Here is a 25,865-nt window from a genome sequence, read left to right as displayed (position 1 = left end):
GCGAGCGCCAAGGCACTCAGTTCCTGGTTTCCACGCCCAGAAGCTCTTCGAGTTGTGCGAGCGAGCCGCCGTCCTTCATGACGAGGCGCAGCCACTCGTGCAGCGGCAGTTCGCCCCAGTGCGCTGCGCGTTCGGCCAGGTAGGCCACGGGACTGTGGGGTTCGTGGGTGCGGAAGTACTCGGCCACCAGCCGCAGCTGAGCCAGTGCCTGGGCACGGGTCGTGGGTTGCGCGCCGAAGTTGGGCGCCGGCAAGGGTTCGGCCACGGGAGCCTCCGGTGAAGCTGCTGCCAAGGGCGTTGCGGTGGCGGGCGGGCTCACGCCTCGCACCAGACGCTCCAGCGCATGCACGGCCTCGTCGAGCGCGCTTCGGGCGGCGCCGAAAGCCGGCCCGTCGGCGCCCAGGTGGCCGTCGACCACGGACTGCAGCGCCAGCAGCGCTTCGCGGGCGCGGCGGCCGTGTTCCAGGTGCTCGACAAGCGCCGAGGCAGGTGTCTCGCGCAGCGCTTTGGCGATGTCCTCGGGGGTCACCTTACCGGCTGTGGGCACGGCGCCCGGATCGCGCGCCGTGGCGAGCACCGCCCCCAGCGCGCGTGCCGCGTCCATGTCGAGCAGCGAGTAGGCCACGTCGCCGCGCCGCAGCACCGGCAGCGCGGATCCCAGCTGCACCACCTGCGTGAGCAGGTGCGCCAACGCACCGCGGCGCAGGTCGAAGTCTTCGCCTTCGGGCAGCGGATGCAGGCTGGCCCAGTAGCGCTCGCACAAGCCCTGCGCCAGCGCGATTCCGTCGGCCAGGCCGGCGTAGCCGCGCAGCTGAGCCCAGGCCTCGGCCAGCCAGCCGACGACGCGCAGATCCTTCGTGCGCTGGGCCAGCAGGTTTTCACAGGTGGACGCGACTCCGGGCCAGTCTGCGGTCTTGAGCTCGCTGACCCATTCGCCTTGCGACAGCGTCGGGTCGTCAGCGCGGCGCATTTCGGCGATGGCATCGAAGTCGCGGGAGAAGCTCAGGTTGGCGCCGGTGGGGGCATCGCCGGCCAGCGGTGAAAGCAGGTTCTCAACGGACATCACGGGTCCTGTTTGTCGTCCCATTGCCAGATGGTGGTGCCGTAGTCGCCACCAAGTTCCGGCATCACATCGCCTTGTTGGAAGTGCCGGCGGCTGCCGGCTTGCGCCGGGCTGAACCACCAGCCGCTGCGAGTACAAGTGCTCTTCGCCAGCACCGAGCCCGGGCGAGCCACCACCGGAGTGGTAGCGCGCCGCGTGGCCGCGTCGGGCCAATCGCTGTCGTCGTCGAAGCGCGCAAGCCAGCGGCGGCTGTCGGCACGGTCGAAGCGCACATTGGGGTCGCCGTCCCACTGGCCGAAGCCGACCAGGCCGAGGTCGTCGTTGCGGATAGGCTTGAGCAGGCGGTTTAGGCGCATCTGTAGTTCTGGCACGCCGTTCTCGACCGGCAGCAGATCGGGCTTGTCGCCGAGTTCGATCCACTGGCCGCAGCCGAGGTCGTCGACGCGGATGCGCGGGTCGTCCAGCGCGGCGCGCACCTGGGCCCGTGTGAGGCCGAGCTTGCTGCGCCAGTGGTCAGACAGCAGAAAGGCCCAGGTGGGGGGGCGGATACCGTCTTGCAGCGTGCGCGCCATGCTGAGCGGGAAGTCGATGTCCAGACCAAGGAAGTGGGGAGCAAGGGCGCGTTCCCAGGCTGCCACTTCGTAGCGACACCCGGTGTCCATCGGGTTTGCGAATGCCAGACCGGCGTAGATCTGATCTGCGCACAGCCTCTCGGCGGCCGATGCGATGAAGCCGCGCCATGCCTCTTTGTTCCGGCCAAGCCAGTTCAGACCAATGTAGAACTGCGCGAACGAGTACGCGTTGTTTTGTCCAGCAGTCCAGCTAGAACTGCGCCACAGTTGGGCGTAGACGGATGGCGACGACGCCGTGTTGAGCTCGTCCGAGACTTCAAAAAGAAAGTTCTTTGTCTCGGGACACTTCTGTGCCCACTCCAGTCTGGGCGGAAGCTTCTTCGACCCATAGGGGTGGGGTCGTTCTGTCTTTGGATGCGTTTCCAGCTTGAACCGGGCATCGACTAGCCGCTCGAAATTATCGAAGAGATGGACAAGCGATACCGCAGCTTTGGAGGCATGCTTATCCGGGTAATGGAAGTAAAGCGTAGTGAAAACCGTCGGAGAGAGCACGAAATCCCCGTGGTTTACCTCGGCAGCAGGCCAGTCCCGAAGGGCGACCGCGTAACTGTTCACGAACTCGTGATCGAACAACGAACCCACTGTCGTCAATTATTTCTCCTTCCGCCCAGCGAAGGAACCGATAGTCTGGTGCGTCCGTCTCCGGGCACGAGGTCTGTGCAGTCTTCCGGAACCCGAAGCACCGCTACCTTGTCGTCACTTCGCATCAAATCGACGTAGTCGCGAAGTTGTTCCTTCTTGACCCAATCTCCCGGAAACTTCACCTCCACCGCGGCGAACACGTTGGGCACCTCGAAGGGCTGCTGTCGATACTCGACGATCGCCATGTCCGGCGCCAGACTGCCGCGGGGACAGGGCCAGAACGGAAAATCCTCACTGATTACCGCATGCGGACCCTATTGGGGATAACGGCCTGGTTTGGCCGGCGGGTCCGGGAAGACGGGAATGCGTGTCGGGGGCTTGGGCACGGGCCAGCCGTTTTTGGCGGCCCAAGCCTTGATGTCGGGGATCAGTCCGGGTTTGTCGCCGCCCGGGCAGTCGTGCAGGCAGAACCAGTCGTCCTCGTGGCGGCCGATGATGGGCTTGCGGTCGTCGTTGAAGCGGGCCCAGCCCATCGTGCTGAACACGTAGGTGCCGCTGCCGCCGGGGTCGGCGTTCTTCGGGAAGTAACTGGTGATATCGATGTATGGACGCCCAGGATCGCCTAGCTGGTAAGCCCACTCCCGGCAGCCGAAACTGGCAGTTCCCCAGGATGGACTGTAGGCAGGCCCATAGAGATAGCCAGAATATGTCCTGGCGAAAGGGGACGGCATCTGCTTGGAATTACAGAGTCCCGGAGCCCAATGCGTGCTGATGTCGCCCAGACCCATGAACCACTCTCCCAGGCTAAAGCGCGGCTGGGTGGCGTAGTCGCCAGGTGACAGCCGCACGTACAACCTCTTATCGATCCTGCCATAGAGCGGCCGATCAAAATGGTGCGGGGTCTTGACCTTGCCATCGCGTTCGAACTCGATCAATACGACGGTCAATCCTTCGCCCGGGCTGGCCCATTTGTGGCGAGACTGGTGAAAAGAAACGGGCTCAAATAGCGTTTTCCAGTATAGCTCGAGATCATCTGGAGCGTTCGTTTCCGTAAGTTCCTTGGCGACACGGACACTCCTTCCCCAACGCTCGGTCACATACACAACATACTGAAGCTCCCATGGACGATCTAGCCATCCAAAGCGATCGTCATCGGTCTGCGCTGAGGCACCGAAGGACGCATACAGCTGAGCCAGGAAAATAATGAAGGCGCGATATAGCTGGCATCGCGTTCGATGAAATATCTTGCTCATAGGATCCTCGGCTCGTCAACCGTGATGTGCAGGTGGTGCGCGTGCGTCGTCTCGTTTCTGGTCTTCTGCATATTGGGCTCCGGTTCCGCGGCGTCGCGCGTGTCGATATCCATGACCCAAGGATCAAAAAGCTGACGCACGCAGGTGCACTTGAGCAAGGAGGCACGGTAGCGCTGAACGTGATGGGGTTCGCCTGCTTTTCGGGTTTCGTCCCAGGCGTTTCTTGTTTTGATTTGAGCTTCGTTAGTCTTATCAGCAGCATCGCTGGCCTTCGCCAGCCTATCCTTGGCAGCCGAAATCACCGAGGCATTTCCTGCCTCAGTTGCATTCTTCAATGCGGCACGAGCAGCCTTGACTTCTGCTTGTGATATATCGTCGAGCTTGGTTGCCTCCTCATGCGCCCCAAACGCCGCCACTTCGGCGTCCGTGACGTTGTCGCGGTCATTGCCGTTCCCACGCCGGGTGCCGTTTTTGCCTTCGAACGCCCGCCGCAACTCCTGCCTGTTCAGCACGGTGCCGCCCAGCACCGAAACATCCAGGCCCAGACCCGCCCGGTGCCCGATGCTGCCCAGCATCGGGCGCCAGCACGATGCCAGCGTGATCTGGCCGACGTCCGCTTCCAGGGCGGCCGAGAATAGGGCTGCATAACCGGCCGGATGTGAACGCGGCAGACCGTCGGCGAGCAGGCTGTAACGGCTGATGTTTTGTCGTGGGTTCTCGGAGTCCGTGAAAGTGATTTGCAGCCGGCGCGCCGGGTGCTGCGCTGTGGGCGGCTCGTCAATGACCAGAGTTGCGCTGCCCAGTCCGCTGTAGATGCGTTTGACGGCGGCCTTCACGGCCTCGCTGACGTTGGCCGGCAGCCGCGCGTCGATCTCGCTCGGCGTGTACAGGTGCGACACCTTCATCCAGACGTCACCGGTCAGCGGTGCGGCGTAGAGGTCTACTGCGCCGGCATCGGCGTCTGGGTTCTGCCGCACGGGCGTGTCGGTGTCGGCATGCTTGCCCATCTTCTCGGTCACCTGCACGACGACGTCACGCTCGCCAGCCGTCACGGCGTACACCGGGTGCTGCCGCCACTGTGCCGCGGCGTCGCTGTTGAGGTACAGGCTCACACGCTGTCCTTGGCGAACGGTCACGCTGAAGCGCCCTCGGTCCCCGCTCACGCGCCGGGCCTTCTGGGCGAACTCCGCCAGCACCACCCCGTCGACGGCTACGGCATACGGGATGCTGAGACCGCCGGCGCTGACCGCTTGAAAGACGTAGCTGACCTTGCGCGGCGGAGTGACGTCGACCGGCGTCAGCGCCCCGCGGTTGTGGGGCTTGGTCTGGCTGATGGCCGCCGGCGCCGTGTTGTTGCCGCCCATGTCAGCAAATCTCTGTGTCGGGCTCATCGCTCGAGATGCCGCCGTCCACGGCGGGCACCCAGTAGAGCTTGACCCCCTGCGGATCGGCCGTGGCGAGCACCTCCGTCTTGCCGTACTCGTCGGTCACGCCGGTGATGACCTCGCCGTCGCTGAGCTCGATGCGGTAGGGCATGCCGGCCACGGGCCGGCCGCTGATCGCATTTCTTGCCACGAACTGCTCCTGGAACAGTGTCGCCCGGCCGTCCGGCAAGGCCGGCAAGCTCGCCGCCTGGCTTGCGCCACCCTGGAACCCATGGCTGGAGGCCTTGACCTGCCATTTGCCCGGGCACGAGAAGTCGATGTTGGCGCCGTCGAGCACGATGGCGCTCTGGCCGGCCACGAGCTCGATGCGGCTCTTCGCGCTGACGGTGATCTCGTCGTTGACCGAGATGACCGTCACCTCGCGGTCGGCCAGGATCTGCAGAGCGTCGGTGTGGGCCTGGATCGACACCGGGCCGTTGGCCGCGTGCAGCTTGGCGCCGCCCTGGTGCGTGTACCAGCTCGTCGTCTGCCCCGAGACGCCGGCGTAGGTGTGCGCCGCCGTATGCTGGATGTCGCCCTGGACCACGGCGCTGAAGTCCTGCCCGGCAAAGGCCGCGATGCTCGCCTCGCTTGCCATTAGCAGCGTGCTCGGGGTGTCCAGCAGCACGTTTGGCTGGGCGAAGGTCTCCACCGGCTCGCCCGGAGTGCGGCCGTCCGCCTTCTGCGCCTGCTGGCCGTTGACGGGCCCGGCGTGCCGGCCGTCTTGCTGCGGATCGATCGCCTGGACGAAACGCGCCAGCGCCTGGCCCTCGTCGTGCGTGGGTAGCGGCGCGGCCATGCCTGAACGCGCTGCGCCCGAAAGCCGGGCACCCAGGTCGCGTGCGGCCTTCAGCTGCGTCACGGCCTCGGCTGCGTCCATCTGCGTGCCCTGTGCCGAGCCGTAGCTGCCGGGCCGCGCCGAGGTCGATAACAGCAGCCCTTTGCCCGCGCGCAGCGACGCCCAGCCTTGCGTGCCGGCCTCGAAACCCGCGCCGCGCCAGGCGCCGCGCTGCGCGCTTTCCCCGGGCTGCTGGATGAGGTGGCCCAGACCCAGCTCGCCGGCACCGTAGCTGGCGTGCAGGCGCAGGCGCAACTGGCCGGTGCTGTTGTCCAGCGCCCATTGGTTGAAGCCAGCACCGTCCAGCGCCTGGCTGTGCCAGCCGTCGATCACGCCGGGGTGGTTGATGCCCGAGTCCACGCCGGCGGAGAACGGCGGCAGATCCTGGCCGTTGTAGAGCCCGCCGGTGACCACCGGGCGGTCGATGTCGCCTTCGACGAAGGCCACCGCAACCTCGGAGCCGATGCGCGGCACGAAAACTTGGCCCCAGTTGGCGCCGGCGGCGCTCTGGGCCACACGCACCCAGGTGCCCGAGGTCTCGTTTCCCGGTGCGTTGCCGCCACGCTGCCAGGGGAACTGGATCTTCACCCGCAGGTCGCGGTCGGTGGTGACGGGCTCGCCCTGCACGCCCACGACCAAGGCCGTCTGCAGGCCGTGTGCGCTGGGTTTGCGGATGAAGCGCGGCACCACCGGTGTCGACGCGCGCGCGGCGTGGAAGTGGTTCTTGTAGCTGCCGTGCTCCAGTTCTGTGCCGCCTAGCAACTCGGCCACCTGCGCGCCAAGGTTGTTGGTCGCGTGGTGTTCCACGGCCAGCAGGACGAACTCGTTGTCGGCCGTTTCGTGCAGCAGCGCACCGGCGTAGTTCAGCGCCGTGGTGTTGGCGCCGAACAGCGGATGGTCGACGAGCCTGAACGTGCGCCCGGCATCGAAGTGGCGCGTGCTGCCCTGCCCTTCGAACCGCTCGAAGTCCAGTTCCAGCGCGGCCAGTGCAAGCGCTGCGGCGCGTGCAGCTCGGTCGCTGTCGGCATGGTGGTAGGCGCCGGCACCGTCATAGACCTCCAGCACGGGCAGTTCGCCGATGGCCAGCGCCGTGCTGTCCTCGGCCGCCGTGCCACACAAGTGCTTGTAGTCCCAGCTGCCCAGCGTCACCGCGTTGGGCATCAGCTGGCGTTGCGCCATGAAGGCCGTCACGGCGTCCTTCTGGCCGCGCACGCTGGCCGTGGGATGCTGGCTGGTGAAACGCGCGTCGCCCAGCGCCGGCCGCGTGGCCATGCGGTCGGTGACGACGAGCACGTGTTTCGCATGCCCCTCCGCGTGGGCATCGGATGCGCCGTCGTCCAGGTGCTCGAAATGCCAGCTCAGGCCCTCTTCGGCCAGCAGCCGCTGCACAAACTGGAGATCGGTCTCGCGGTACTGCACGCACAGGCTGCGCTGGCGCAGCTCATCGCTCAGCTCGAAGCGGAAGTTCGCGCTCGGGTAGTGACAGAAAACCTCTTCGACGATCTGCTGCGCGGTCTTGTCCTGGAAGACGAATGCATCGCGCCGCAGCGCAAGAAAAGACAGCCAAGGCCGCATCACCAGCCGGTAGCGCGCGAGACCGCCGTCGCTGCCCAGCTGCGCGGCTTCGAACACATAACCGTGGAACGGTTTGCCACGGCCGTCGGGCTGCAGCAGGCGCACGCTGAGCTGCTCGCCCACCAAGGTCTTCAGCTCGAAGAACGCACTCGAACCGATGGCGTCGAGCACCAGCTCGAAGGGTTGGCTGACCGCGTCCTGGAGCACCATGCGTTCGGGCACGAGTGCCAGCGCGGGCAGCGCGCTTTCCAGTTGCAGCATGCGGCCCTGCTGATCCAGCAGGGCCGTGAAGTCCAGGCGGCTCGCCCGCTGCTTCGATGACATCTGCGTGTGCTCTTGGCGCCTTCCCACCGCGCTACGGCAGCGTAATGGTGATGTGGGCCGTGGGGGGCGGGAGCTTGACGATCTGCGCGTAGCCCGCCAGGTCGCCCTTCGTCTCGCGTTCCAGCGACCAGCGCATGCCGATGAAAGCCGCCAGCCCCGCTAGTGCGAATAGCGCTCCGACGACCCACAGCGGTACTTCACCTCGCAGACGGTTCATCACCGAATCGGGCGCCTGCCAGTGCGGCGCGAATGGCGCCCGCCGGCCCTTGAGGTTGGCAATCTCGTCGCCCAGGCGGTCGCACAGATAACCCAGCTTCTCGGACCCTTGCTCCAGCATGTACCTGCCCTGGAAGCCCATCAGCAGGCACATGTGAAAGACCTCGAGGGCCTGCACTCGGGCCGCACCTTGGCGGCGCAGCTCCTCCAGGCGGACGAAGAAGTTCTCGCCGGCCAGTTGCTCGCCGAACAGCTCCAGCTGCAGCGGTTTGCGCGCCCAGGTGTCTCGCATCGACCCCTGCGAGCTCAACACGATCTCGTCGACCAGCGCGCAATAGGCGTATTTGGCAAGGTAGATGTCCTCGGCCGGCGTCTCGACGCCGGCCTGCCCCAGCTTCTTGGCACCGCGCTCGACGCCGTCGAGAAAATCGCGGATGCGCTCGCGGAACTCGTCGGCACCGCTGGGCACATAGCGGTTCTTCAGAAGAAAGAGCATGTAGAACCCGTCGACCATCAGGTCGAGCAGCGAGCGGGCCTCGTGCGTGCTGCCGCCCGCTCTGGGGGTTGGCCGCAAGCCGGGCATCAGCGAAGGAGCGGCAGGGGTGTCGGCCATGGTTCTTTATGCGTTGAGGGCGAAGAGTTCGAGCCGCACTTCCTCGATGCCCGACGGCACGTAGATCGTGACCGACTGGCTCTGCAACATGCGTTCATAGAGCGGCCCGCGCGCCTCGAACTGGAAGTAGTAGCTGCCAGGGCGCACCGGGATGGCGGCCGGGACCTGAGGCATATGAACCAGCCGCACGCCGGCCATTGCCGACAGCACGAGCTTTGCGACGTCGTCGGGGCCGCCGACTTTCAGGCGCAGCGGCACCGCGTCGACCAACTCGGCAGCCGGCATTGCGGCGCTGACGCCGAGCACCAGCGTGGTGGAAAGCGTGATCTGCTCGCTGTCGAGCCGGCCGACGTGGAATGACGGCCGCACCTCGGCCAGTGCAATCGCGAAGTAGCGCGTGGAGATCACGGTCTCCAGCAGTTCACGCACGATGGTGTCGAGCTTCAGGAAGGCCGGCCCGGGCGCATCGTGGCGGTACGGCGGCAGATCGGCGAGCGTGAAGCTCTTGGAGAAGGTCATCAGCGCCCCTGCCAGCTCAAGCAGGCGCTCGAACAGGCGCTCGGGGTGCAGGGCCGGGTTGTGCTGGTAGTGCGTGAGCGCCGCGCAGGCCGAGCTGGCGGTATGCAGCAGCCAGAACGAAGCGACGTCGCCCGAGCGGAACTCGATCACGTGCTTGGACGGCTCGCGGTGAAAGCCGTACAGCGCATCGACCTTGGCCTGCAGCATCTCGATGAGCCGCCGCAGCATCGACACCAGCATGGGCGATGCCTGCAGCGCCACGCACGGCGGCATGAAGCGACCGTCGTACTCGAAGCCGCCGGCCGCCTGCCGTCGCAGGCGCAGCAGCGGCAGACTCACCAGGTGTTCGCGCGGCTCATGCTCGGCGACGACACGCACCACGCGTTTGAGCAGCACCACGTCGGCGCCGGCCGCGGCGGTGAACCAGTCGGCCGCGTCCTGAGCCGCCTGGCGAAAACGCGTAGACGCATCGGCAGGTGCATCGCCTCGCGCGCTGTTGCTGCCAGCGCTGCGCAACGGCGCCATCGCCGCGTGGAACACGAACTCGGTCGAGCCCGTCGGCAGCGTCGCCAGACTGACCGGCGCGGGCAGGTCGTCTTCGCCTGGCGCGGCGTACATCTCACCGTCAGGAAAGACGATCTGCAGTTCGGCGAAACGCAGAACTCCGCTGGCCAGCGCGTCGGTGTCGACACGGCACTTGCGAACGCCCCAGGCGTACGGATGCAGCGTGCGCATGCCTTCGGCCAGGCGCCACTCGTGGTAGGCGTCCTGGCGCTGGAAGTGTTGCGGCCGCAGGAAGAGGCCTTCACCCCAGAGAACTTTGGAAGATGGCAGCACGAGTTTCTCTCGACAAGGGATCAGCGGCAGTGCACCCCCGCCAGGCGCAGCAGTTCGGGGGCCGTGTTCACGGGCTCGCCGGTGGCCACGCTCATGGCGCAGCCGTGCAAGCCCAGTGTGATGCCGGTCTTCTCAGCCGCCTGGGCGGAAAAGGCGAAGCGCCAGCGGCCATCGGCAGGCGCGCGAAACTGCGCCACCACGGCCAGGTTCGAGACCGAGGGTGCGAGCGTTTCCACAACTTCGTACTTCTGGCCGGGCGTGAGCACGACTTCACGAACCGCGATGAGCGATTCCCCGAAAGCAGCTTTCTCTGCCTTGTCGTCCTGGAAAGCTGCCAGCGGCGAAGCCATGAAGGAATCAACATCTTTCAACTTGTAAATTCTGACAACAATCGAAAGAGAACGCCCCCCCGAATCGGTGTTCAGTCTGTCGCCTGCGTGCAAGCGAAGCGTCACTTTCCGTTCGAGCGGAATGACAGCGGCTGGCGGCAACTCCGGCTTCTTCATCCCCAGCCATTCGAGCGGCTTGTCGAGTGCCAAAACTCCCTGGGAAGAGGCGCAGCCAGTGAGCAGCACGGCCCCCGAGAATGATGCCCTGAGAGCCAGCGCTTTGAGGGTTGACACGAGATGATGTGTTGGCTATTGAGGGAGCTCGTTTGCCAAAATGACGGAACGTATGCAGCACATCAAGTGCGAATTGAAAGTCTAGCTAACGGCCCCCACAGGAACTCCAAGTTCGTCAATCTGTTTGATGAGGACGGACGACAGAACGTTCGACTACATTCGCGACGTCTCGGGCCGTGAGCGCGTGGCAAGAAGCGTCATTTCTAGCAAATTCAGCAGCGCTCTAATCCCGAATGAGATCAACTTTCAGAGAGCAGTAGGTCTGCCGTGAACCGACTCCGTGTTCTATGTGTCTCGGGTCTTGTTGCTGTCGCTTCACTGGGTGCCGGCTGCGCGACCGAGCCCCAAGTGCCACCCGCCCCCGCGCCTCAGGTGATGCCACTGCAGGAATACATGACCGAGGCCTCGAAGGCTCGCGCTGACAACATGGCCGGCAAGGAGCGGGACATCTACCGCAGCGCGGCTCGCGCCTACCCCACCGCCAAGGAGCCCTGGTCGCGTTTGGCCGAGAGCTATTTCGAGGAAGGCGACTACGGCAACGCGATCCTCGCGGCGCAGGAAGTGCTGCAACGCGACGCCGCCGACCCCATAGCCACCAGCGTGCTCGCCGTCAGCGGGCTGCGCGTGTCCACGCAGGCGCTGTCGGCCCTGCGCGCCCAGAACAACAAGCTGCCCAACGACTCCAGACTGCAGGCCGAGGGTTTGACCAAGACCCTGCGCGAGCTGCTGGGCGAGACGGTTCTCGTTCCGCCTACGGGCAAGAACACCGCGGCCCCAGCTTCGTCCAGCCGCCGCGCCGCGAACCGGCAGGCAGTGCCCAAACAACCGGCGACTGCAGCGACGCCGACCGCTGTCGCACCTGCGCCCATAGCGGCACCGGTGGCCACGTCGGCCAAGCCGGCCAACCCGGCGTCTTCGCCGTCCAAACAGGTGGCACCCAAGAGCCCTTTTGACGCGCTGAAGTAGGCCTGCTCCAACCCGCCTCACCTTCGAACACAGGCACCTTCCAGGAGGAATCCATGGCCAAGAAAGAGAGCGTCCAAAAGCGCCTCGAGAAGATTCGCCCGCCTCGCGTGCAACTCACCTACGACGTCGAAGTGGGTGATGCGATCGAGCAGAAGGAACTGCCATTCGTGGTCGGCGTTCTTGGCGACTTCACCGGCAAGCAGGACCCGGCCAAGCCGCTGCCCAAGCTGAAGGACCGCAAGTTCGTCAACGTCGACCTCGACAACTTCGACGACGTCCTCAAGGGCATGGCGCCGCAGGCCTCTTACCGGGTGAAGAACACGCTCAGCGAAGAAGGCGGAGAGTTCGCCGTGAACCTGAGGTTCGACAAGTTCGATGACTTCCGCCCCGAGGCCGTGGTCCAACAGGTCGAGCCGCTGAGGAAGTTGCTGGAAGCGCGCGCCAAGCTCGCCGACCTGCGCAACAAGCTCGCTGGCAACGAGAAGCTCGAAGACCTGCTGGGCGAGGTGCTACGCAACACCGAGCAGTTGCACATGCTCGGCACCGAGACCCAGTCGTCCGGGGAATGAGCGCCATGTCTCAAGCAGCACTCCAAGTCCAGCCCCCCGCGGCCGAAGGCAGCCTGCTCGACCAGATCGTCAGCGCCAGCAAGGTTGCGCGCTCCGAGGCCGAGCACACGCACGCGAAGGACATCATCGCCGAACTCGTGCGCGAGGTGCTCGGAGGCACGGTCGTCGTTTCGGAGAACCTGAGCGTCACGCTGGATGCCCGCGTGGCCGAACTCGACCGCCTGATCTCCGAGCAGCTGTCGGAGGTGATGCACCACGTCGACTTCCAGAATCTCGAGTCGAGCTGGAGAGGTCTGCACTACCTTTGCAAGCAGACTTCCACTGGCTCGACGCTGAAGATCCAAGTCCTCAACGCGACCCGCAAAGAACTGGTCAAGGACTTCCAGGCTGCGGTCGACTTCGACCAGAGCGCACTTTTCAAGAAGGTCTACGAAGAAGAGTACGGCACCTTCGGCGGCGCGCCGTTCGGGGCCCTCATTGGCGACTACGCCATCACGCGCCAGCCCGAAGACATGTACTTCCTGGAGCAGATGTCGCATGTGGCCGCGGCCGCGCACGCGCCGTTCATCAGCGCTGCATCGCCCCAGTTGTTCGGTCTGGAGAGCTTCGACGAACTGGGGCGGCCGCGCGACCTGTCCAAGGTGTTCGACTCGGTCGAGTATGCGAAGTGGCGCTCGCTGCGCGAATCCGAGGACTCTCGCTACGTCGGCCTCACGGTTCCACGCTTTCTGGGCCGGCTGCCGTACAACCCGAAGGACGGTACGACGACCGAAGGCTTCAACTTCATCGAGAACGTCGACGGCTCCGACCACAGCAAGTACCTGTGGGTCAACACTGCCTACGCGATGGGCGCCCGGTTGACTTCGGCCTTCGAGAAGTACGGCTGGTGCGCGGCCATTCGCGGCGTCGAAGGCGGGGGGCTGGTGGAAGACTTGCCGACGCACACCTTCAAGACCGATGACGGCGAGGTGGCGCTGAAGTGCCCCACCGAGATCGCCATTACCGATCGCCGCGAGAAGGAGTTGAGCGACCTCGGTTTCATCCCGCTGGTGCACTGCAAGAACACCGACTACGCCGCGTTCTTCGGTGCTCAGTCGTCGCAGAAGGCCCGGAAGTACGACAGCGACAGCGCCAACGCGAATGCCGTGCTGTCGTCCCAGCTGCAGTACATGTTCGCGGTCTGCCGCATCGCGCATTACATGAAGGCGATGATGCGCGACAAGATCGGCAGCTTCGCGTCGGCAAGCAATGTCCAGGAGTTTCTGAATGCCTGGATCCGGCAGTACGTGACCACCGACGACAACGCCACGCAGGAAGTGAAAGCCGCTTACCCGCTGCGAGAGGCCAGCGTCGAGGTGAGCGAGGTTCCTGGCCGCCCAGGCGTGTATCGGGCCGTCAGCTTCATCCGTCCCCACTTCCAGCTCGACGAACTGACAGTATCCCTGCGTCTGGTGGCCGAGTTACCGCAGGGGCGCAAGGGTTAGCCACTCGGCCGTGACCAGCGAATTCCGAACAAGCTTAGCGGAGGTAATTGAATGAAGGACATCTACGTCGTTTTCAAGAATTCCGACATCAAGGGCGAGACCCGCGATTCCAAGCATGCCGCGGAGTACGGCATCGAGGTCGGTTCGTTCGAGCACCGAATCCAGCAGCCGAAGTCGGCTGCCGCCTCATCCTCAGGCGGCCACACCGCAGAACGCACCGAGCATGGGGAGATGATCTTCACGAAGGAGATCGATTCCGCCAGCACCAAGCTCTGGCAAGCCAGTTCGGCCGGCACCGTCTACAAGGACGTGGACATCTACTTCTACCGTGCCTTCGGCGGCCAAGACAAGACGCAGAGCGGCACGAAGCGCGTGAACTACCTGAAGATCCAGCTCAAGAACGTGGTGGTGTCATCGGTATCCACCAACATCGTCAGCGGCACCGAGCTGCCGACCGAGGTCTTTGGCCTCAAGTACTCGGCGGTGCAATGGACCTACAACGAGGCCCCGCTCGACGGCGCCTCGGCCAAGAACACCAACGTCCAAGGCATGTGGAACCTCAAGACCAACGACGTTTCGTTCGCGGGCTGAGCGCCGGCATCCTCTGAACCGTGCAAAGGGCGGCAGACATGCCGCTCTGTCTCGCTTAGTTCCTCGCCGCCATGCAGCGCTTTGCGCCGTACCTGCTCGACCGGCTCATCGACGCCTCGCCCGAAGACGCGACGCGACCGATGCTCACGCTCGAACAGCTGAAGGACACCGTCGCTCGCGACGTGGAGGCGCTCCTGAACTCTCGTCGCGGCGGCGGCGCGGATGACATGCGCGGCCATGTGCTCGCACGGCGTTCGGTTCTGGCCTTCGGCCTCGATGACTTCGCGGCCCGTTCGATGGCCAGCACCACCGATCAGGCGTTCATCTGCCACGCCATAGAACGGGCCATCGACGACCACGAGCCTCGGCTTCGCAATGTCCGTGTCCAGCTCAATCCGCGCGAAGTGTCCAAGCAGAACTTGAAGTTCACTATCCGCGCGATGCTGAAGGTGCACCCGATGCAGGCGCCGGTCAACTTCGACGCCATGCTTCAGACCAGCACGCAGCAGTATGCGGTGACCGCCGCCCGCCGCCCTGCGGCCGAGACTGCGCCATGAAAGATCTGCTGCCGCACTACGAGCGCGAACTGGCGTTTCTACGCCAGCACGCGGGCGACTTTGCGCAGCGCTACCCCAAGATCGCCGGCCGGCTCATGCTGAGCGGAGACGTCGGCGAGGACCCGCACGTCGAACGCCTGATCGAGGCCTTCGCCCTCCTGACCTCGCGCATCCACAAGCGGTTGGACGACGACTTCCCGCTGTTCACCGAGTCATTGCTGGAGGTGCTGTACCCGCACTATCTGCGGCCCTTCCCGTCCTGTGCGGTCGCGCGTCTGGATGTGGGCGGCGGTGCGGCGCAGCTCACGCAAGGCGGCGTGCTGCCGCGAGGCAGCCTGCTCAGCAGCCGGCCGGTGCATGGCGTCACGTGCCGGTTCCGAACCGCCTTCTCCACGGCACTGCTGCCGCTGCGCGTAGTGTCGGCCGCCTTTCGCGGGGCCGTGCAGGCACCCGACGGCACGCCGGTGCCGCCCGGCGCGACCACACTTTTATCGGTGGAACTGGCGCTGGTGTCGCCGCAGGCCCGCTGGTCGACGCTGGGCGCCGAGGCGATCCGGCTGCACATCGATGGCGAGGCTTCGCAGGTCGCCGCGGTGCGCGAAGCCTTCTTCGGCCGCGTGCAGGGCGCGTTGCTCCAGACCTCCCCCCACGGCCCCTGGCAGGCCGCAGCCGATGCATGGCCGCGCGAGGTGGGCTTCGCCGAAGACGAGGCTCTGATCGATTTCGACGCGCGCTCCCATCCCGCGTACCGCCTGCTCACCGAGTACTTCGCCTTCCCGGAGAAGTTCAACTTCGTCGACCTGCCGCTGCCCGCTGCGCTAAGGGATTGCGCCGCTCGCAGCGTCACGCTGCATTTCCCCCTGAGCGGCGTGCGCAGCGATTCCGATGAGGCACGTCTTCTTGAAACACTCACGGAGCGCAACCTTCTGCTGGGCTGCACCCCGGTGGTCAACCTGTTTCGCCAGCGCGCCGAGCCGATCCGCGTGACGCACAGCGCCGAGGCCTACCCGGTGTTGCCCGACGCACGGCGCGCTTTCGGTTTCGAGGTCCACTCGGTTGAACGGGTCTGGCGCGTGCGCCAGTCTGCGCAGGGGGAGGCAATCGACGAGTTCCGCCCGTTCTACTCGCTGCAGCACGACGATTTACTGGCCGACGGCGAGGCCGCTGGCCGTTACTGGTACGTGCGACGCAATGAGGTGGTGGCCGAGGCCAGCCCGGGTTTCGAGACCGAACTGGCCATCGTCGACGTCGACTTCGACCCCGCACAGCCGCAGACCGACACCTTGTCGCTTGAGGTGATGGCGACCAACAGGGACCTGCCTAGCCAGCTGTCGATCGCAAACCCTGGCGGCGATCTCTTCCAGGACGGAGGCGGCATCGCACGCGAGATTCGCCTGCTGCGCAAACCCACGCCAACAGTGCGCTTCGAGCGCGGGCGTGGTGCGCTGTGGCGGCTGATATCGCACCTGTCCCTGAACCATCTGTCGCTGTCGGGCGGTGGCATCGAGGCGTTGAAGGAGATGCTGCGCCTCTACGACCTGCCGCGTAGCACCAGCAACCGCAGCGTGCTGGAAGGCCTGCGCGGCATCGACTACCGGGCGGCCACGGCCTGCCTGCCGGGTGACCCCTTTCCCTGCTTCGTGCGGGGCATCGAGGTGCGACTGCTGGTCGAAGAACAGCGCTTCGCCGGCAGCGGCCTGCGCCTGTTCGCGCAGGTGCTGGACCATTTCTTCGGCCTGTACGTGCACGCCAACAGCTTCACCCAGTTGAAGCTGGTGTCGGATCGCACGCAGGAGGAGCTCGTCACGTGCCCCCGGCGCAGCGGCGGCAGCCCCCTGCTGTAATCACGCGGCTGCTGGAAGAGCCGCACGGTTTCGGCTTCTTTCAGGCGCTGCGGTTGCTGGAGCGATGGTTTCGCCGGCAAGAAGGACTGTCTTCCGCGCAGGTGTTGGGGCAGCGGCTGGCGGTACGCAACCCGCTGTCGCTGTCGTTTCCCGCCAGCGAGATCGCCCACCTGTCGATGGAAGGGGATCTGCACTCCGACGACGGCGTGCCGCAGTCGCTCGGCCTGCGACGCATCGCGCTCACGCCGGCCTTCATCGGACTGCTGGGCGCCGGCGGTGCCCTGCCCCACTACTACACCGAACTCCTCGCCGAACGCGAGGCCTACCACCGCGATCGCGCGGGCCGCGCCTTCCTGGACATCTTCCTCCACCGCGCGACGGTGCTCTTCTACCAAGGCTGGCAGAAGCACCGTCTGCCGGTGCAGTTCGAGGCCGACCGCAGCAACCGTTACCTGCCGCTGGTGCTGTCGCTGGCCGGCCTCGGCCATGCCGGCGTGCGCCAACGCCTGCAGGCCAGCAAGGGCGGCGTGGCCGACGACGCGCTGGCTTTCTTTGCCGGCACCCTGCAGCGCCGGCCGCTGTCGGCCGTGGCACTGCAGCGCGTGCTGCAGCAGCACTTCGGCGTGCCGGTGCGGCTGGAGCAGTTCATCGGCCGCTGGTTCACGCTGCCGCGAGCCAACCAGTCGCACCTGGGCCTGAAGAACATGCGGCTGGGCCACGACGTGGTGATGGGCGAGCGTGTCTGGCAGCGCGATCTGCGGCTGCGCCTGACCTTCGGCCCGTTGACGCGCCGTCGCTTCGCCCGCTTCCTGCCCGGCGGCCCGGCAGCGCTGGCGCTGGCCGAACTGCTGGGGCTGATGACTGGCGGCACGCTCGAATACGAAGTCCGCCTGACGCTGCGCGCCGAAGATGTGCATGGCATCACCCTCGATGGCAGTTCGTCCGCCCGTCTGGGCTGGGACAGTTTTCTCGTCACCGAACCCGTTCGACAGGACCGTAGCGATCTGGGCTACGACCTGCTGGCTCTGGCCTGACCTCCTCCCATGCCCGACAAGCTCAAGACCCTGATTGCCAAACTCGACGACGGCTGCCGGCGTGCTGCCGAGCGCGCCGCCAGCCTGTGCCTGGCGCGCGGCCACTACGAGGTGGATGTCGAACACATCTTCCTGGCCCTGCTGGAACAGCCGCAGAGTGACCTTGCGCTGATCTGCAGGCGCCACGACGTGTCTACCAGCGCACTGCAGCGAGATTTGGAGGCCGAACTGGCGAGGCTTCGAAGCGGCAACACGCGCACGCCGGTGTTCAGTCCGCGCGTGCCTGTGCTGCTGGAACATGCCTGGCTCGTGGCGTCGCTCGACTCACATCTGCCGCGCATCCGCAGTGCGCACCTGCTGCTGGCCTTGCTGACCGAGTCGTCGCTCGCACAAGTCGCCCAGCGAGCCAGCAGTCATTTCGCGCGCTTTCGGGTCGACGACCTGAAGCACCGCCTGGCCGAGCTGACCGACGGCTCAGCCGAATCCGACGGCGCCGTGCGCGTACCCGATGCAGCAGCCGGCGGCGAGCCCGCCTTGGCGGGCCGGACGCCGGCACTGGACCAGTTCACCACCGACCTCACGCAACGCGCTGCTGCGGGCCGGCTCGATCCGGTGATCGGCCGAGACGCCGAGATCCGTCAGGTCATCGACATCCTGATGCGCAGACGCCAGAACAACCCCATCCTCACCGGCGAGGCGGGTGTCGGCAAGACGGCCGTGGTGGAGGGGCTGGCACTGCGCATCGCCGCGGGGGACGTGCCGCCTGCGCTGCAGGGCGTGAGCCTGCATGTGCTGGATCTGGGCCTGCTGCAGGCCGGCGCCAGCGTCAAGGGCGAGTTCGAGAACCGCCTGAAGACCGTGATCGACGAGGTCAAGAAGAGCCCGCATCCCGTCATCCTGTTCATCGACGAAGCGCACACGATGATCGGCTCCGGCGGCACCGCCGGCCAGAACGACGCCGCCAACCTGCTGAAGCCCGCGCTGGCCCGGGGCGAGCTGCGCACCGTCGCCGCGACCACGTGGAGCGAGTACAAAAAGTACTTCGAGAAAGACGCCGCGCTCGCCCGCCGCTTCCAGGTCGTGAAGGTCGAGGAGCCGAGCGAGCCCATCGCCGCAGCGATGCTGCGCGGCATGGCAGCGCTGATGGAGCAGCACTTCAAGGTCCGCGTGCTCGACGAGGCCGTAACTGAAGCCGTGCGGCTTTCGGCGCGCTACATCAACGGCCGGCAACTGCCCGACAAGGCGATCGGTGTGCTGGATACCGCGTGTGCAAAGGTCGCACTGGGGCAGAGTTCGACGCCGGCACCGATCGAGGACGCCGCGCGCCGCATCGAGCGGCTCGATGCCGAAGCCGTCGCGCTGCGGCGTGAAGCCGCCGCCGGCGCCGACCACGAGGCGAAGCTGGCCGAACTGGCCGCCAAGCGCGACTCGGTGCAGGCGGACCTGGACGCGCTCAAGACCCGCTTCGAGGCCGAGAAGGCGTTGGTCGCCGAGATCCAGGCGCTGCGTGCGGAGCTGGAAGCCGCGCCTCCATGTGCGGCCGATCCGGCGGCCAGGAAGAAGAGCGCGAAGAAGCCCGGCGCCGGGCCCACCGCCCTGCACGCCCGCCTCGACGAGCTCGCGGCGCTGCAAGGCGAGACCCCGCTGGTGCCGATGCAGGTCGACGGGCTGGTCGTCGCCGAGATCGTCTCCGCCTGGACCGGCATCCCGCTGGGCAAGATGGTCAGGAACGAGATCGCCACCGTCATGAACCTGAAGGCGCTGCTCCAGGAGCGCGTCATCGGCCAGGACCACGCGCTCGCCGCCGTCGCCCAGCGCGTGCGCACCGCGCGCGCCAACCTCGAAGACCCGGGCAAGCCCAAGGGCGTGTTCCTGTTCGTCGGGCCCAGTGGCGTCGGCAAGACCGAGACCGCGCTCGCCCTCGCTGACCTGCTCTACGGCGGCGAGAGAAAGCTTGTGACTATCAACATGAGCGAGTACCAGGAGGCGCACTCAGTCAGCGGCCTCAAGGGCAGCCCGCCAGGCTACGTCGGCTACGGCGAGGGCGGTGTGCTCACCGAGGCCGTACGCCGCAACCCGTACAGCGTGGTGCTGCTCGACGAGGTGGAGAAGGCCCACCCTGACGTGCTGGAGCTCTTCTTTCAGGTCTTCGACAAGGGCGTGCTCGAAGACGCCGAAGGTCGCGAGGTCGACTTCCGCAACACGATCATCGTCCTCACGAGCAACGTCGGCTCCAGCCAGATCATGCAGGCCTGCCTGAACAAGGCACCGGCCGATTTGCCAGCGGCCGATGCGCTGGCCGAGGCGCTGCGCCCGGTTCTGTACAAGAGCTTCAAGCCTGCGTTCCTGGGACGTCTGAAGGTGGTGCCCTTCTACCCTATCGGCGACGCCGTGCTGGAGCAGATCATCCGCCTCAAGCTCGACCGCATCGCGCGCCGCGTAGCCGGCAACCACCGGGCCGACTTCCGGTATGACGACAAGCTGGTCGAGGCGGTTCTCGCGCGCTGCACCGAGGTCGACACCGGCGCCCGCAACATCGACCACATCCTCAACGGCACGCTGCTGCCCGAGGTGGCCGAGCAGGTGCTGGCCCGCATGGCCGACGGCACGGCGATCGAGCGCATCAAGGTCACCGCGGTGCGCAACGGCGACTTCCGTTATGCGGTCAGCTAGCGGAGATCCGCACGCGCAGGGCACAAGACATGAGCACCGAGACCGATCAGACGCTGCGACAGCAAATCGCGGCCACGTACCGGCCCGGCCGATGGGCGCAGCTGCGGCCGATGCTGCAGCGTCTGGGGCATGCCGCAGACGCCGGCCCCGACACGGTGCTGGACTGGCTGCTAGCCGCCGGCGCCGGCAGCCGGCATGACGCCGACAAGGCGCTGCGCGCCATGAGCGTGCACCTGTGGTCCGTGGCCGGGGCCGCCGATGGCTCGCTGACGCTGCAGGCAGGCGGCCGGGTCTGGCGGCTGATGCCGCAACCGGCGCACCGGCCGGCCACCTGGCGGGTGTCGTCGACATGAGCCTCGCCGACGAGCTGATCGCCACGCTGCTGGGCGCACCAACGCAGAACGAACGGCTGCTGCGCCTGCACACCCCGTTGGGCGCGAACGTGCTCTTGGCCGAACGGCTGGATGGCATCGAGGCCGTCGCACCTTCGGCCGATGTCCCGGCCGGCCTGCGCTTCACGGTGCACGCACTGGCCACCAGCGCCCACCTCGACTTCAAGCAGCTGATCGGCCAGCCGGTACTGCTGGAGCTGGAGCTGGCCGACGCCAGCCTGCGACCGTGGCACGGCCACGTCACGGCGGTGGGGTTGGAAGGCAGCGACGGCGGCTTGGCTCGTTACCGCCTCACGGTCGAGCCCTGGCTCGCGTTCCTGGGCCATCGGCAGGACAGCTGGGTGTTCCAGGACCGAAGCGTGATGCAGATCGTCGACGAGGTGTTCGCCGACTACCAGGGACAAGGCAGGCTGGCGCCCGCCTGGCGCTGGGACCTGGCCGACGAGAGCGTCTACCCGCGGCGCAGCCTGTGCATCCAGTTCCAGGAGACCGACCTCGCCTTCGTGCTGCGCCTGCTGCGCGAAGAAGGCCTGTTCGGCTGGTTCGAGCACATTGCAGCCCCCGACGACGACACCCTGGGCGGGCACACCTTCGTCATCGCCGACCACAACACCGCATTCGCGACGAACCGGCAGCCCCGCGTGCGCTACACCCAGTCTGGCGCCAGCCTGTCCGAGGACAGCCTCGTGCGCTGGCAGCGCAGCGTCAGCGTGCAGGCCGCGCGGCTGGCGCTGGCCAGCCCCGACTACCGGGCCGGCCCGCAAGACGCCGCGCTGCGCCGGGCGAGCGCCGTCGGCAGCAGCGCGCCGGTGGACGCACTCGGCCTGAGCGACGTGCCGGGGCAGTACGCCTACGAAGACGGCGCCCAGGGCGAGCGTCTGGCGCGCCGCCAGATGGAAGCGCTGGACGCACGGCGCGAGCGTGTGCAGGGTTCGGGCAGCTGGCGCAGCGCAGCGCCGGGCAGCACCTTCACGCTGACCGATCATCCCGTGCACGACGGCAGCGACGACAGCCGCGACCGCTTCGCCATCCTGGCGGTGCGGCACCGAGCTCGCAACAACCTGCGCGCCGACGTCAAGGCCGGCATCGACAGCCTGCTGGGCACCATCCGGCGAGATGCCGCGGGACGCAGCGCCGAGTTGCCCAATGACAGCGATGAGCCGCTCTACCAGAGCACCGTCACTGCCCAGCGCGCCGCGGTGCCGGTGCGCCTGGCCGCGGACGACGAGGCCGGCCTGCCCGACCCGCGCCTGGCGTCGCGCCCCAGCGTGCACGGCGTGCAGACGGCCCTGGTCGTCGGCCTGGGCGAGCCGGTGCATACCGACCGCGACCACCGCATCAAGATCCAGTTCCACTGGCAGCGCGGCGCGCGCTCCAGCCACCGGCTGGCACACCCGGCAGGCGACAACGCACCGGCGTCAGACGCCAGCAGCACCTGGGTCCGGGTATCGGAGGCCGTGGCCGGCGCCAACTGGGGCAGCCACTTCAGCCCGCGCGTGGGCCAGGAAGTGCTGGTCGGCTTTCTCGGCGGTGACATCGACCGCCCGGTGGTGATGGGGACGGTCTACAACGGCCTTGGCCGCCCCGATGCCCAGAGCAACCAGACCAGCGCCGGTGCTGCTGGCGCTGGTGGCTGCGCGCCGGCCTGGTTCCCAGGCGAGGCCGCCGAAGGCCGGTTGCAGGCGCACCAGCACGGCGCCGTGTTCAGCGGCCACAAGAGCCAGGAACTCGCCAGCAGCGCGAGCGGCAGCGGCGGCTGCAACCAGTTGGTACTCGACGACAGCCCGGGCCAGGGCCGCATCGAGCTGTCCAGTAGCAGCGCGCAGACGCGGCTGCAGATCGGCCACCTGCTGCAGCAGACCGACAACCGCCGCCAGCAGCCGCGCGGCCACGGCCTGGACCTGGCCACGCAAGCCTGGGGCGCCGTGCGTGCGGCCAGCGGCTTGTTGATCAGCGCGCACGGCAAGCCCGGCAGCACCGCTGGCGCCATGCAACTGGACACCCGCGAGCCTCGGACCCAACTCGAACAATCCGCCGAACTGGCCCGGACCCTGGCCGACAGCGCGCATCAGCGCGACGCCCGGCTCCCAGGCGATCCCGAGCCCGCGGCGATGAGCTCCACCAAGGGCCTGCTCGCCAGCCAGGACAGCCTCAAGGGCAGCGATACCACCGGCGACGGCAGCAGCAGCGGCGGCGCAGGCACCGTGCCCACGCTGACGCGGCCGGACATCGTCATCGCCGCACCGGGCGGCATCACCGGCAGCACACCCGCGCACACCGTCGCCAGCGCCGGCAACACCGCCAGCTTCGTCGCCGGGCAGGACCTGCAGCAGTTGGCGCAGGCCAACAGCGCCACCGTCGTCAAGGATGGCCTCGTCTTCTTCACCTACGGCACAGCGCAGAACCCGCGCAAGCCCAACACCGAGACGGGCGTCCAGCTGCACGCGGCCACCGGCAACGTGAACACGCAGAGCCAGCAAGGGGCGACACGGCTCACCGCCGACCGCGCCGTCAGCGTGGCCAGCACCCATGGGATGGTGAAGGTGACGGCACCGCAGCACATCCTGCTCACCGCCGCCGGGGCGGCCATACGCATAGAGGGCGGGAACATCACGCTCTCGGCGCCGGGCAAGGTGGAGTTCAGGGCCGCGATGAAAGAGCTGGGGGCGGGCAGGAGCGCGTCACTCGACAAGCCGCAACTTCCACGGCCGCAGGCCTTGACGCTACGCCCCTCCGATCCGATCCACGCCGAATTGCTCGATGCGCAAGGCATTCCGGCGGACTGGCTGCCGACGGCGTTCTCCGCTGCTGTCGTTCTGGATGCGTCCGGCAAGCGGCTCGGCCGGCATTCCTTGAGCCAGCCTATGGCGAATGTCGTTCAGACCGAACGGACAGAACCTATTGCATACCGGCTGACGTCCGACAGCGGAACGTCCTGGCTTGTCGAAGAGTACATCGACGAGCCCCCTGCAGACGACGACACGGAGGCGGTCGACGATGAGCAGTAATGCCACTTCCATCAACGACCCGTACCGTGTTCGGCCGGGCGACACTTTGTCGGACATTGCGGCCCGCTGCGGAACGTCAGTGGCCGAGCTGCAGCGCGTCAACGGCCTGCGTGACCCCCATCGCCTTGAGGTCGGTCAGACCCTGTACCTCACCCAACAGGAGGCCTTCGGCTTCAGTGTGTTGTTTCTCGACGCTCTGCGAGCGCCGATCGCCAAGCTGCCCTACAGACTGCGATTCGACGGTCGCACCGTCGAAGGAACGACAGGTTCGACCGGGCTAGCGCCGCGCCATCAGACTGCACAGGCAGCGTCCACGATCAGCGTGGAGATACGCCGCCCCGATGGTGGATGGCAGTTGGTGCTCGACACGGTCTCCGGTTACGGCCACAAGCTCGTCACGCTGGTGAGCAGCGCCATCGCCTTCAAAGGCCAGACCGAACCGGTGCTGGCCGATGTCCGGCCGCACTTGCGTGATCCTTTGCCCCGGACGATTGAGTCAGCGCCGTCGGCACCCGCTCTCGGCGCTCCACCGCAGCCTAAGCCGGTGGGCTCGCCGTCTAAGAACGACCCGGCCTTGGTGCGTGTGCGCAAGATGCAAAGCAACAAGGGCCAGCCGGTGATTCAGGTCGGGATCGAGCTGCCGGCCAATCTGGTCAAGATGTTCGGCCTATACCAGGAAGATCCCATTACACAGGCTGACTGGGAAAATCTCGCAGCGCAAATTAAGTGCGAGCCGGAGGTCCTCAAGGCCATCGCGGAGGTGGAAAGCAAGGGCCGCGCTTTTTGGCGATTGAATCAAGGCGAAGGTCATACCGTGCCCGCCATTTTGTACGAACGACACATATTCAGCAAATGCACGAAAGGACGTTTTGACAAGTATCCTGATCTTTCGTGGCCCACAGGATACCGGAAACGCAGCGAACTCGGCGCAGCGGACGCGAAGATGTCCGACGGCCGGGTGGACGAGAACGATATCTATAGCGATTTCGCCAGTTCTTATCTGCGACTCGTTCGTGCCTACGCACTGGACAGTGCGGGCGCTCTAAAGGCCTGCTCCTGGGGAAAATTCCAGATTCTCGGCGAGAACTATACGCTATGCGGACAGAGGAGAGTGGAAGATTTGGTATCGAAGATGTGCTCCTCCGAAAAATCGCAACTGGGCATGCTGGCGAGCTTCATCGAAAACAAACCGGCGGCATGGATCAACCCCAAGAACCGAAAACTTGGCAAGCACGCCAGCCTGTTGCAGGCGGTACGCGCCAAGAACTGGCAGATGATCGCATTCAATTACAACGGATCGTCGTATAAAAAGAACTTTTATGACCAGAAGATGGAGCAAGCTTATGCCCGTCACAAGAAACTCAGTGATGAAAACCGATAGAAATATCGCCGCATGGCGATGGGGCGCGCTGGCTTTGCTCGCCATCGTGCACCTGAACGCTGCCGCCGAAATTAAGCTGCTTAGTGATTGGGAGCCCGACCCTCCTTGCGAGGGCCCGCCGCTGACCATGGACGACTTGCACGACATACAGGCGGGACTGAAGCCCAGACCGGCGTGCCCTAAGTCGGAGACCGAGAGATTAGAAGAGGCCAACTGGATCTCTCTTCGCAAGCGGATCGCGACAAAACTGGAGCCCGACGGCACGACACTGCGAAAATTCTTCGGACAAGGGTTCAGGCTGCACTTCGACGGCGATATTTTCTACCTTCAGGTAATTGGCTTCATGCCCAAGTCCAGGGCCGACGAAGTATGCACGTTCGGGCCTTACAAAAAGGAAACCGTCTATCAGTGCCTTGAAGGTCAGCGCTTTGCCCAAGCCTGCCACATCGCTATTTACAACCGCCAGTTCGAAGAGGTCGGCTGGCATACCGTACGCATCAACGAAAGCTATCCGGTATTCTGCAATGCGATACCGGGCCTCGGGCGACAGGACGCCAAGCATGACGATGTGCTTGCCGTCGTGCAATACTTTAGCGTGGCCAAAGAAAGCAAGCTTGCCAGCAAGATCAGCGAGGTCGGAAGCGACTGGAATCGCATGACAGTACGCTTGAAGCTACGCAAGACCGGTGACGGTCGAGTGGAAATCGAACAGGACGATCGTTGCCTCGGCAACCCGAACACCGAAGAAGAGATTCCCGAAGCCCGTGTCGCGATCCGCCGTTGCGAAAAGTCCACTCGCTGATCCCTCCGTCTCGATTTCGCTGGCGCTTCGTCAGTGACGCAGGTTCCAAGACGCCCGAACGATGC

At 65.9% G+C, this 25,865-nt stretch carries 21 protein-coding genes; 12 read left to right on the top strand and 9 right to left on the bottom strand.

Annotated elements, in window-relative coordinates:
• Nucleotides 1-16 precede the first annotated feature (16 nt).
• The 9 genes from tssA to tssJ all read right to left on the bottom strand — a co-directional run bounded on the left by tssA (nucleotide 17) and on the right by tssJ (nucleotide 10,499).
• Nucleotides 17-1,063: a type VI secretion system protein TssA gene (tssA, locus tag RGE_RS12575; protein WP_014428787.1), complete on the bottom strand. Its 1,047-nt coding sequence runs from the start codon at nucleotides 1,061-1,063 to the stop codon at nucleotides 17-19.
• Nucleotides 1,063-2,277, bottom strand: coding sequence for a type VI immunity family protein (locus RGE_RS23240; RefSeq protein WP_232505025.1), 1,215 nt, complete (start codon nucleotides 2,275-2,277; stop codon nucleotides 1,063-1,065). The genes tssA and RGE_RS23240 overlap by 1 nt, the downstream gene beginning before the upstream one ends.
• 5 nt (nucleotides 2,278-2,282) lie before the next feature.
• Nucleotides 2,283-2,522 carry a VRR-NUC domain-containing protein gene (locus RGE_RS23725; RefSeq protein ID WP_014428785.1) on the bottom strand — a complete coding sequence of 80 codons (240 nt, stop codon included), beginning with the start codon at nucleotides 2,520-2,522 and terminating at the stop codon, nucleotides 2,283-2,285.
• Between the two features lie 69 nt (nucleotides 2,523-2,591).
• Nucleotides 2,592-3,530 carry a hypothetical protein gene (locus tag RGE_RS24090; protein ID WP_014428784.1) on the bottom strand — a complete coding sequence of 313 codons (939 nt, stop codon included), beginning with the start codon at nucleotides 3,528-3,530 and terminating at the stop codon, nucleotides 2,592-2,594.
• A complete protein-coding gene (locus RGE_RS24580) occupies nucleotides 3,527-4,894 on the bottom strand; it encodes a hypothetical protein (protein WP_052310998.1) in 1,368 nt (455 codons plus the stop codon). The genes RGE_RS24090 and RGE_RS24580 overlap by 4 nt, the downstream gene beginning before the upstream one ends.
• Before the next feature lies 1 nt (nucleotide 4,895).
• Nucleotides 4,896-7,691, bottom strand: a complete 2,796-nt coding sequence (locus RGE_RS12555) for a type VI secretion system Vgr family protein (protein WP_014428782.1) — start codon at nucleotides 7,689-7,691, stop codon at nucleotides 4,896-4,898.
• Nucleotides 7,692-7,722: 31 nt separating this feature from the next.
• Nucleotides 7,723-8,520: a DotU family type IV/VI secretion system protein gene (locus RGE_RS12550; RefSeq protein ID WP_014428781.1), complete on the bottom strand. Its 798-nt coding sequence runs from the start codon at nucleotides 8,518-8,520 to the stop codon at nucleotides 7,723-7,725.
• Between the two features lie 6 nt (nucleotides 8,521-8,526).
• A complete protein-coding gene (tssK, locus tag RGE_RS12545) occupies nucleotides 8,527-9,876 on the bottom strand; it encodes a type VI secretion system baseplate subunit TssK (protein WP_014428780.1) in 1,350 nt (449 codons plus the stop codon).
• Between the two features lie 20 nt (nucleotides 9,877-9,896).
• Complete coding sequence (gene tssJ, locus RGE_RS12540; protein WP_014428779.1) at nucleotides 9,897-10,499, bottom strand: type VI secretion system lipoprotein TssJ; 603 nt, start codon at nucleotides 10,497-10,499, stop codon at nucleotides 9,897-9,899.
• 393 nt (nucleotides 10,500-10,892) lie between these two features.
• Between tssJ and RGE_RS12535 the strand changes: the two genes are divergently transcribed.
• The 12 genes from RGE_RS12535 (at nucleotide 10,893) to RGE_RS12485 (ending at nucleotide 25,800) form a co-directional block, all read left to right on the top strand.
• Nucleotides 10,893-11,465: a hypothetical protein gene (locus tag RGE_RS12535; RefSeq protein ID WP_014428778.1), complete on the top strand. Its 573-nt coding sequence runs from the start codon at nucleotides 10,893-10,895 to the stop codon at nucleotides 11,463-11,465.
• Nucleotides 11,466-11,518: 53 nt separating this feature from the next.
• Complete coding sequence (tssB, locus tag RGE_RS12530) at nucleotides 11,519-12,034, top strand: type VI secretion system contractile sheath small subunit (RefSeq protein ID WP_014428777.1); 516 nt, start codon at nucleotides 11,519-11,521, stop codon at nucleotides 12,032-12,034.
• Nucleotides 12,035-12,039: 5 nt separating this feature from the next.
• Nucleotides 12,040-13,518 (top strand): type VI secretion system contractile sheath large subunit, encoded by a 1,479-nt coding sequence (gene tssC / locus RGE_RS12525; RefSeq protein ID WP_014428776.1) that lies wholly within the window; start codon nucleotides 12,040-12,042, stop codon nucleotides 13,516-13,518.
• 51 nt (nucleotides 13,519-13,569) lie between these two features.
• Nucleotides 13,570-14,109 (top strand): Hcp family type VI secretion system effector, encoded by a 540-nt coding sequence (locus RGE_RS12520; protein WP_014428775.1) that lies wholly within the window; start codon nucleotides 13,570-13,572, stop codon nucleotides 14,107-14,109.
• A 71-nt stretch (nucleotides 14,110-14,180) separates the two neighbouring features.
• Nucleotides 14,181-14,666 carry a type VI secretion system baseplate subunit TssE gene (gene tssE, locus RGE_RS12515; protein ID WP_014428774.1) on the top strand — a complete coding sequence of 162 codons (486 nt, stop codon included), beginning with the start codon at nucleotides 14,181-14,183 and terminating at the stop codon, nucleotides 14,664-14,666.
• Nucleotides 14,663-16,510: a type VI secretion system baseplate subunit TssF gene (gene tssF / locus RGE_RS12510; RefSeq protein ID WP_014428773.1), complete on the top strand. Its 1,848-nt coding sequence runs from the start codon at nucleotides 14,663-14,665 to the stop codon at nucleotides 16,508-16,510. Before tssE ends, tssF begins: the two co-directional genes overlap by 4 nt.
• Nucleotides 16,474-17,544: a type VI secretion system baseplate subunit TssG gene (tssG, locus tag RGE_RS12505; RefSeq protein WP_014428772.1), complete on the top strand. Its 1,071-nt coding sequence runs from the start codon at nucleotides 16,474-16,476 to the stop codon at nucleotides 17,542-17,544. Before tssF ends, tssG begins: the two co-directional genes overlap by 37 nt.
• Nucleotides 17,545-17,553: 9 nt before the next feature.
• Nucleotides 17,554-20,217, top strand: coding sequence for a type VI secretion system ATPase TssH (gene tssH / locus RGE_RS12500; protein WP_014428771.1), 2,664 nt, complete (start codon nucleotides 17,554-17,556; stop codon nucleotides 20,215-20,217).
• Between the two features lie 29 nt (nucleotides 20,218-20,246).
• Nucleotides 20,247-20,570, top strand: coding sequence for a hypothetical protein (locus tag RGE_RS23230; RefSeq protein ID WP_014428770.1), 324 nt, complete (start codon nucleotides 20,247-20,249; stop codon nucleotides 20,568-20,570).
• Nucleotides 20,567-23,617 (top strand): type VI secretion system Vgr family protein, encoded by a 3,051-nt coding sequence (locus tag RGE_RS12490; protein WP_014428769.1) that lies wholly within the window; start codon nucleotides 20,567-20,569, stop codon nucleotides 23,615-23,617. The genes RGE_RS23230 and RGE_RS12490 overlap by 4 nt, the downstream gene beginning before the upstream one ends.
• A complete protein-coding gene (locus tag RGE_RS23715; RefSeq protein ID WP_081528246.1) occupies nucleotides 23,607-24,998 on the top strand; it encodes a LysM peptidoglycan-binding domain-containing protein in 1,392 nt (463 codons plus the stop codon). The genes RGE_RS12490 and RGE_RS23715 overlap by 11 nt, the downstream gene beginning before the upstream one ends.
• Nucleotides 24,985-25,800: a hypothetical protein gene (locus RGE_RS12485; RefSeq protein ID WP_014428767.1), complete on the top strand. Its 816-nt coding sequence runs from the start codon at nucleotides 24,985-24,987 to the stop codon at nucleotides 25,798-25,800. The genes RGE_RS23715 and RGE_RS12485 overlap by 14 nt, the downstream gene beginning before the upstream one ends.
• The last annotated feature ends 65 nt before the right edge of the window (nucleotides 25,801-25,865 follow it).

Source organism: Rubrivivax gelatinosus IL144 (assembly GCF_000284255.1).
Taxonomy (GTDB): Bacteria; Pseudomonadota; Gammaproteobacteria; order Burkholderiales; family Burkholderiaceae_C; genus Rubrivivax; species Rubrivivax gelatinosus_A.
The sequence above is the reverse complement of the archived record's forward strand: the minus strand, read 5'-3'. Positions and strand labels throughout refer to the sequence as shown.

Bases quoted from the DNA above. Each gene is read 5' to 3' on its own strand.
- tssA (WP_014428787.1), bottom strand. From the start codon at position 1,063: ATGTCCGTTGAGAACCTGCTTTCACCGCTGGCCGGCGATGCCCCCACC.
- RGE_RS23725 (WP_014428785.1), bottom strand. From the start codon at position 2,522: ATGGCGATCGTCGAGTATCGACAGCAGCCCTTCGAGGTGCCCAACGTG.
- RGE_RS24090 (WP_014428784.1), bottom strand. From the start codon at position 3,530: ATGAGCAAGATATTTCATCGAACGCGATGCCAGCTATATCGCGCCTTC.
- RGE_RS24580 (WP_052310998.1), bottom strand. From the start codon at position 4,894: ATGGGCGGCAACAACACGGCGCCGGCGGCCATCAGCCAGACCAAGCCC.
- RGE_RS12555 (WP_014428782.1), bottom strand. From the start codon at position 7,691: ATGTCATCGAAGCAGCGGGCGAGCCGCCTGGACTTCACGGCCCTGCTG.
- RGE_RS12550 (WP_014428781.1), bottom strand. From the start codon at position 8,520: ATGGCCGACACCCCTGCCGCTCCTTCGCTGATGCCCGGCTTGCGGCCA.
- RGE_RS12535 (WP_014428778.1), top strand. From the start codon at position 10,893: ATGACCGAGGCCTCGAAGGCTCGCGCTGACAACATGGCCGGCAAGGAG.
- tssB (WP_014428777.1), top strand. From the start codon at position 11,519: ATGGCCAAGAAAGAGAGCGTCCAAAAGCGCCTCGAGAAGATTCGCCCG.
- tssC (WP_014428776.1), top strand. From the start codon at position 12,040: ATGTCTCAAGCAGCACTCCAAGTCCAGCCCCCCGCGGCCGAAGGCAGC.
- RGE_RS12520 (WP_014428775.1), top strand. From the start codon at position 13,570: ATGAAGGACATCTACGTCGTTTTCAAGAATTCCGACATCAAGGGCGAG.
- tssE (WP_014428774.1), top strand. From the start codon at position 14,181: ATGCAGCGCTTTGCGCCGTACCTGCTCGACCGGCTCATCGACGCCTCG.
- tssF (WP_014428773.1), top strand. From the start codon at position 14,663: ATGAAAGATCTGCTGCCGCACTACGAGCGCGAACTGGCGTTTCTACGC.
- tssH (WP_014428771.1), top strand. From the start codon at position 17,554: ATGCCCGACAAGCTCAAGACCCTGATTGCCAAACTCGACGACGGCTGC.
- RGE_RS23230 (WP_014428770.1), top strand. From the start codon at position 20,247: ATGAGCACCGAGACCGATCAGACGCTGCGACAGCAAATCGCGGCCACG.
- RGE_RS12490 (WP_014428769.1), top strand. From the start codon at position 20,567: ATGAGCCTCGCCGACGAGCTGATCGCCACGCTGCTGGGCGCACCAACG.
- RGE_RS23715 (WP_081528246.1), top strand. From the start codon at position 23,607: ATGAGCAGTAATGCCACTTCCATCAACGACCCGTACCGTGTTCGGCCG.
- RGE_RS12485 (WP_014428767.1), top strand. From the start codon at position 24,985: ATGAAAACCGATAGAAATATCGCCGCATGGCGATGGGGCGCGCTGGCT.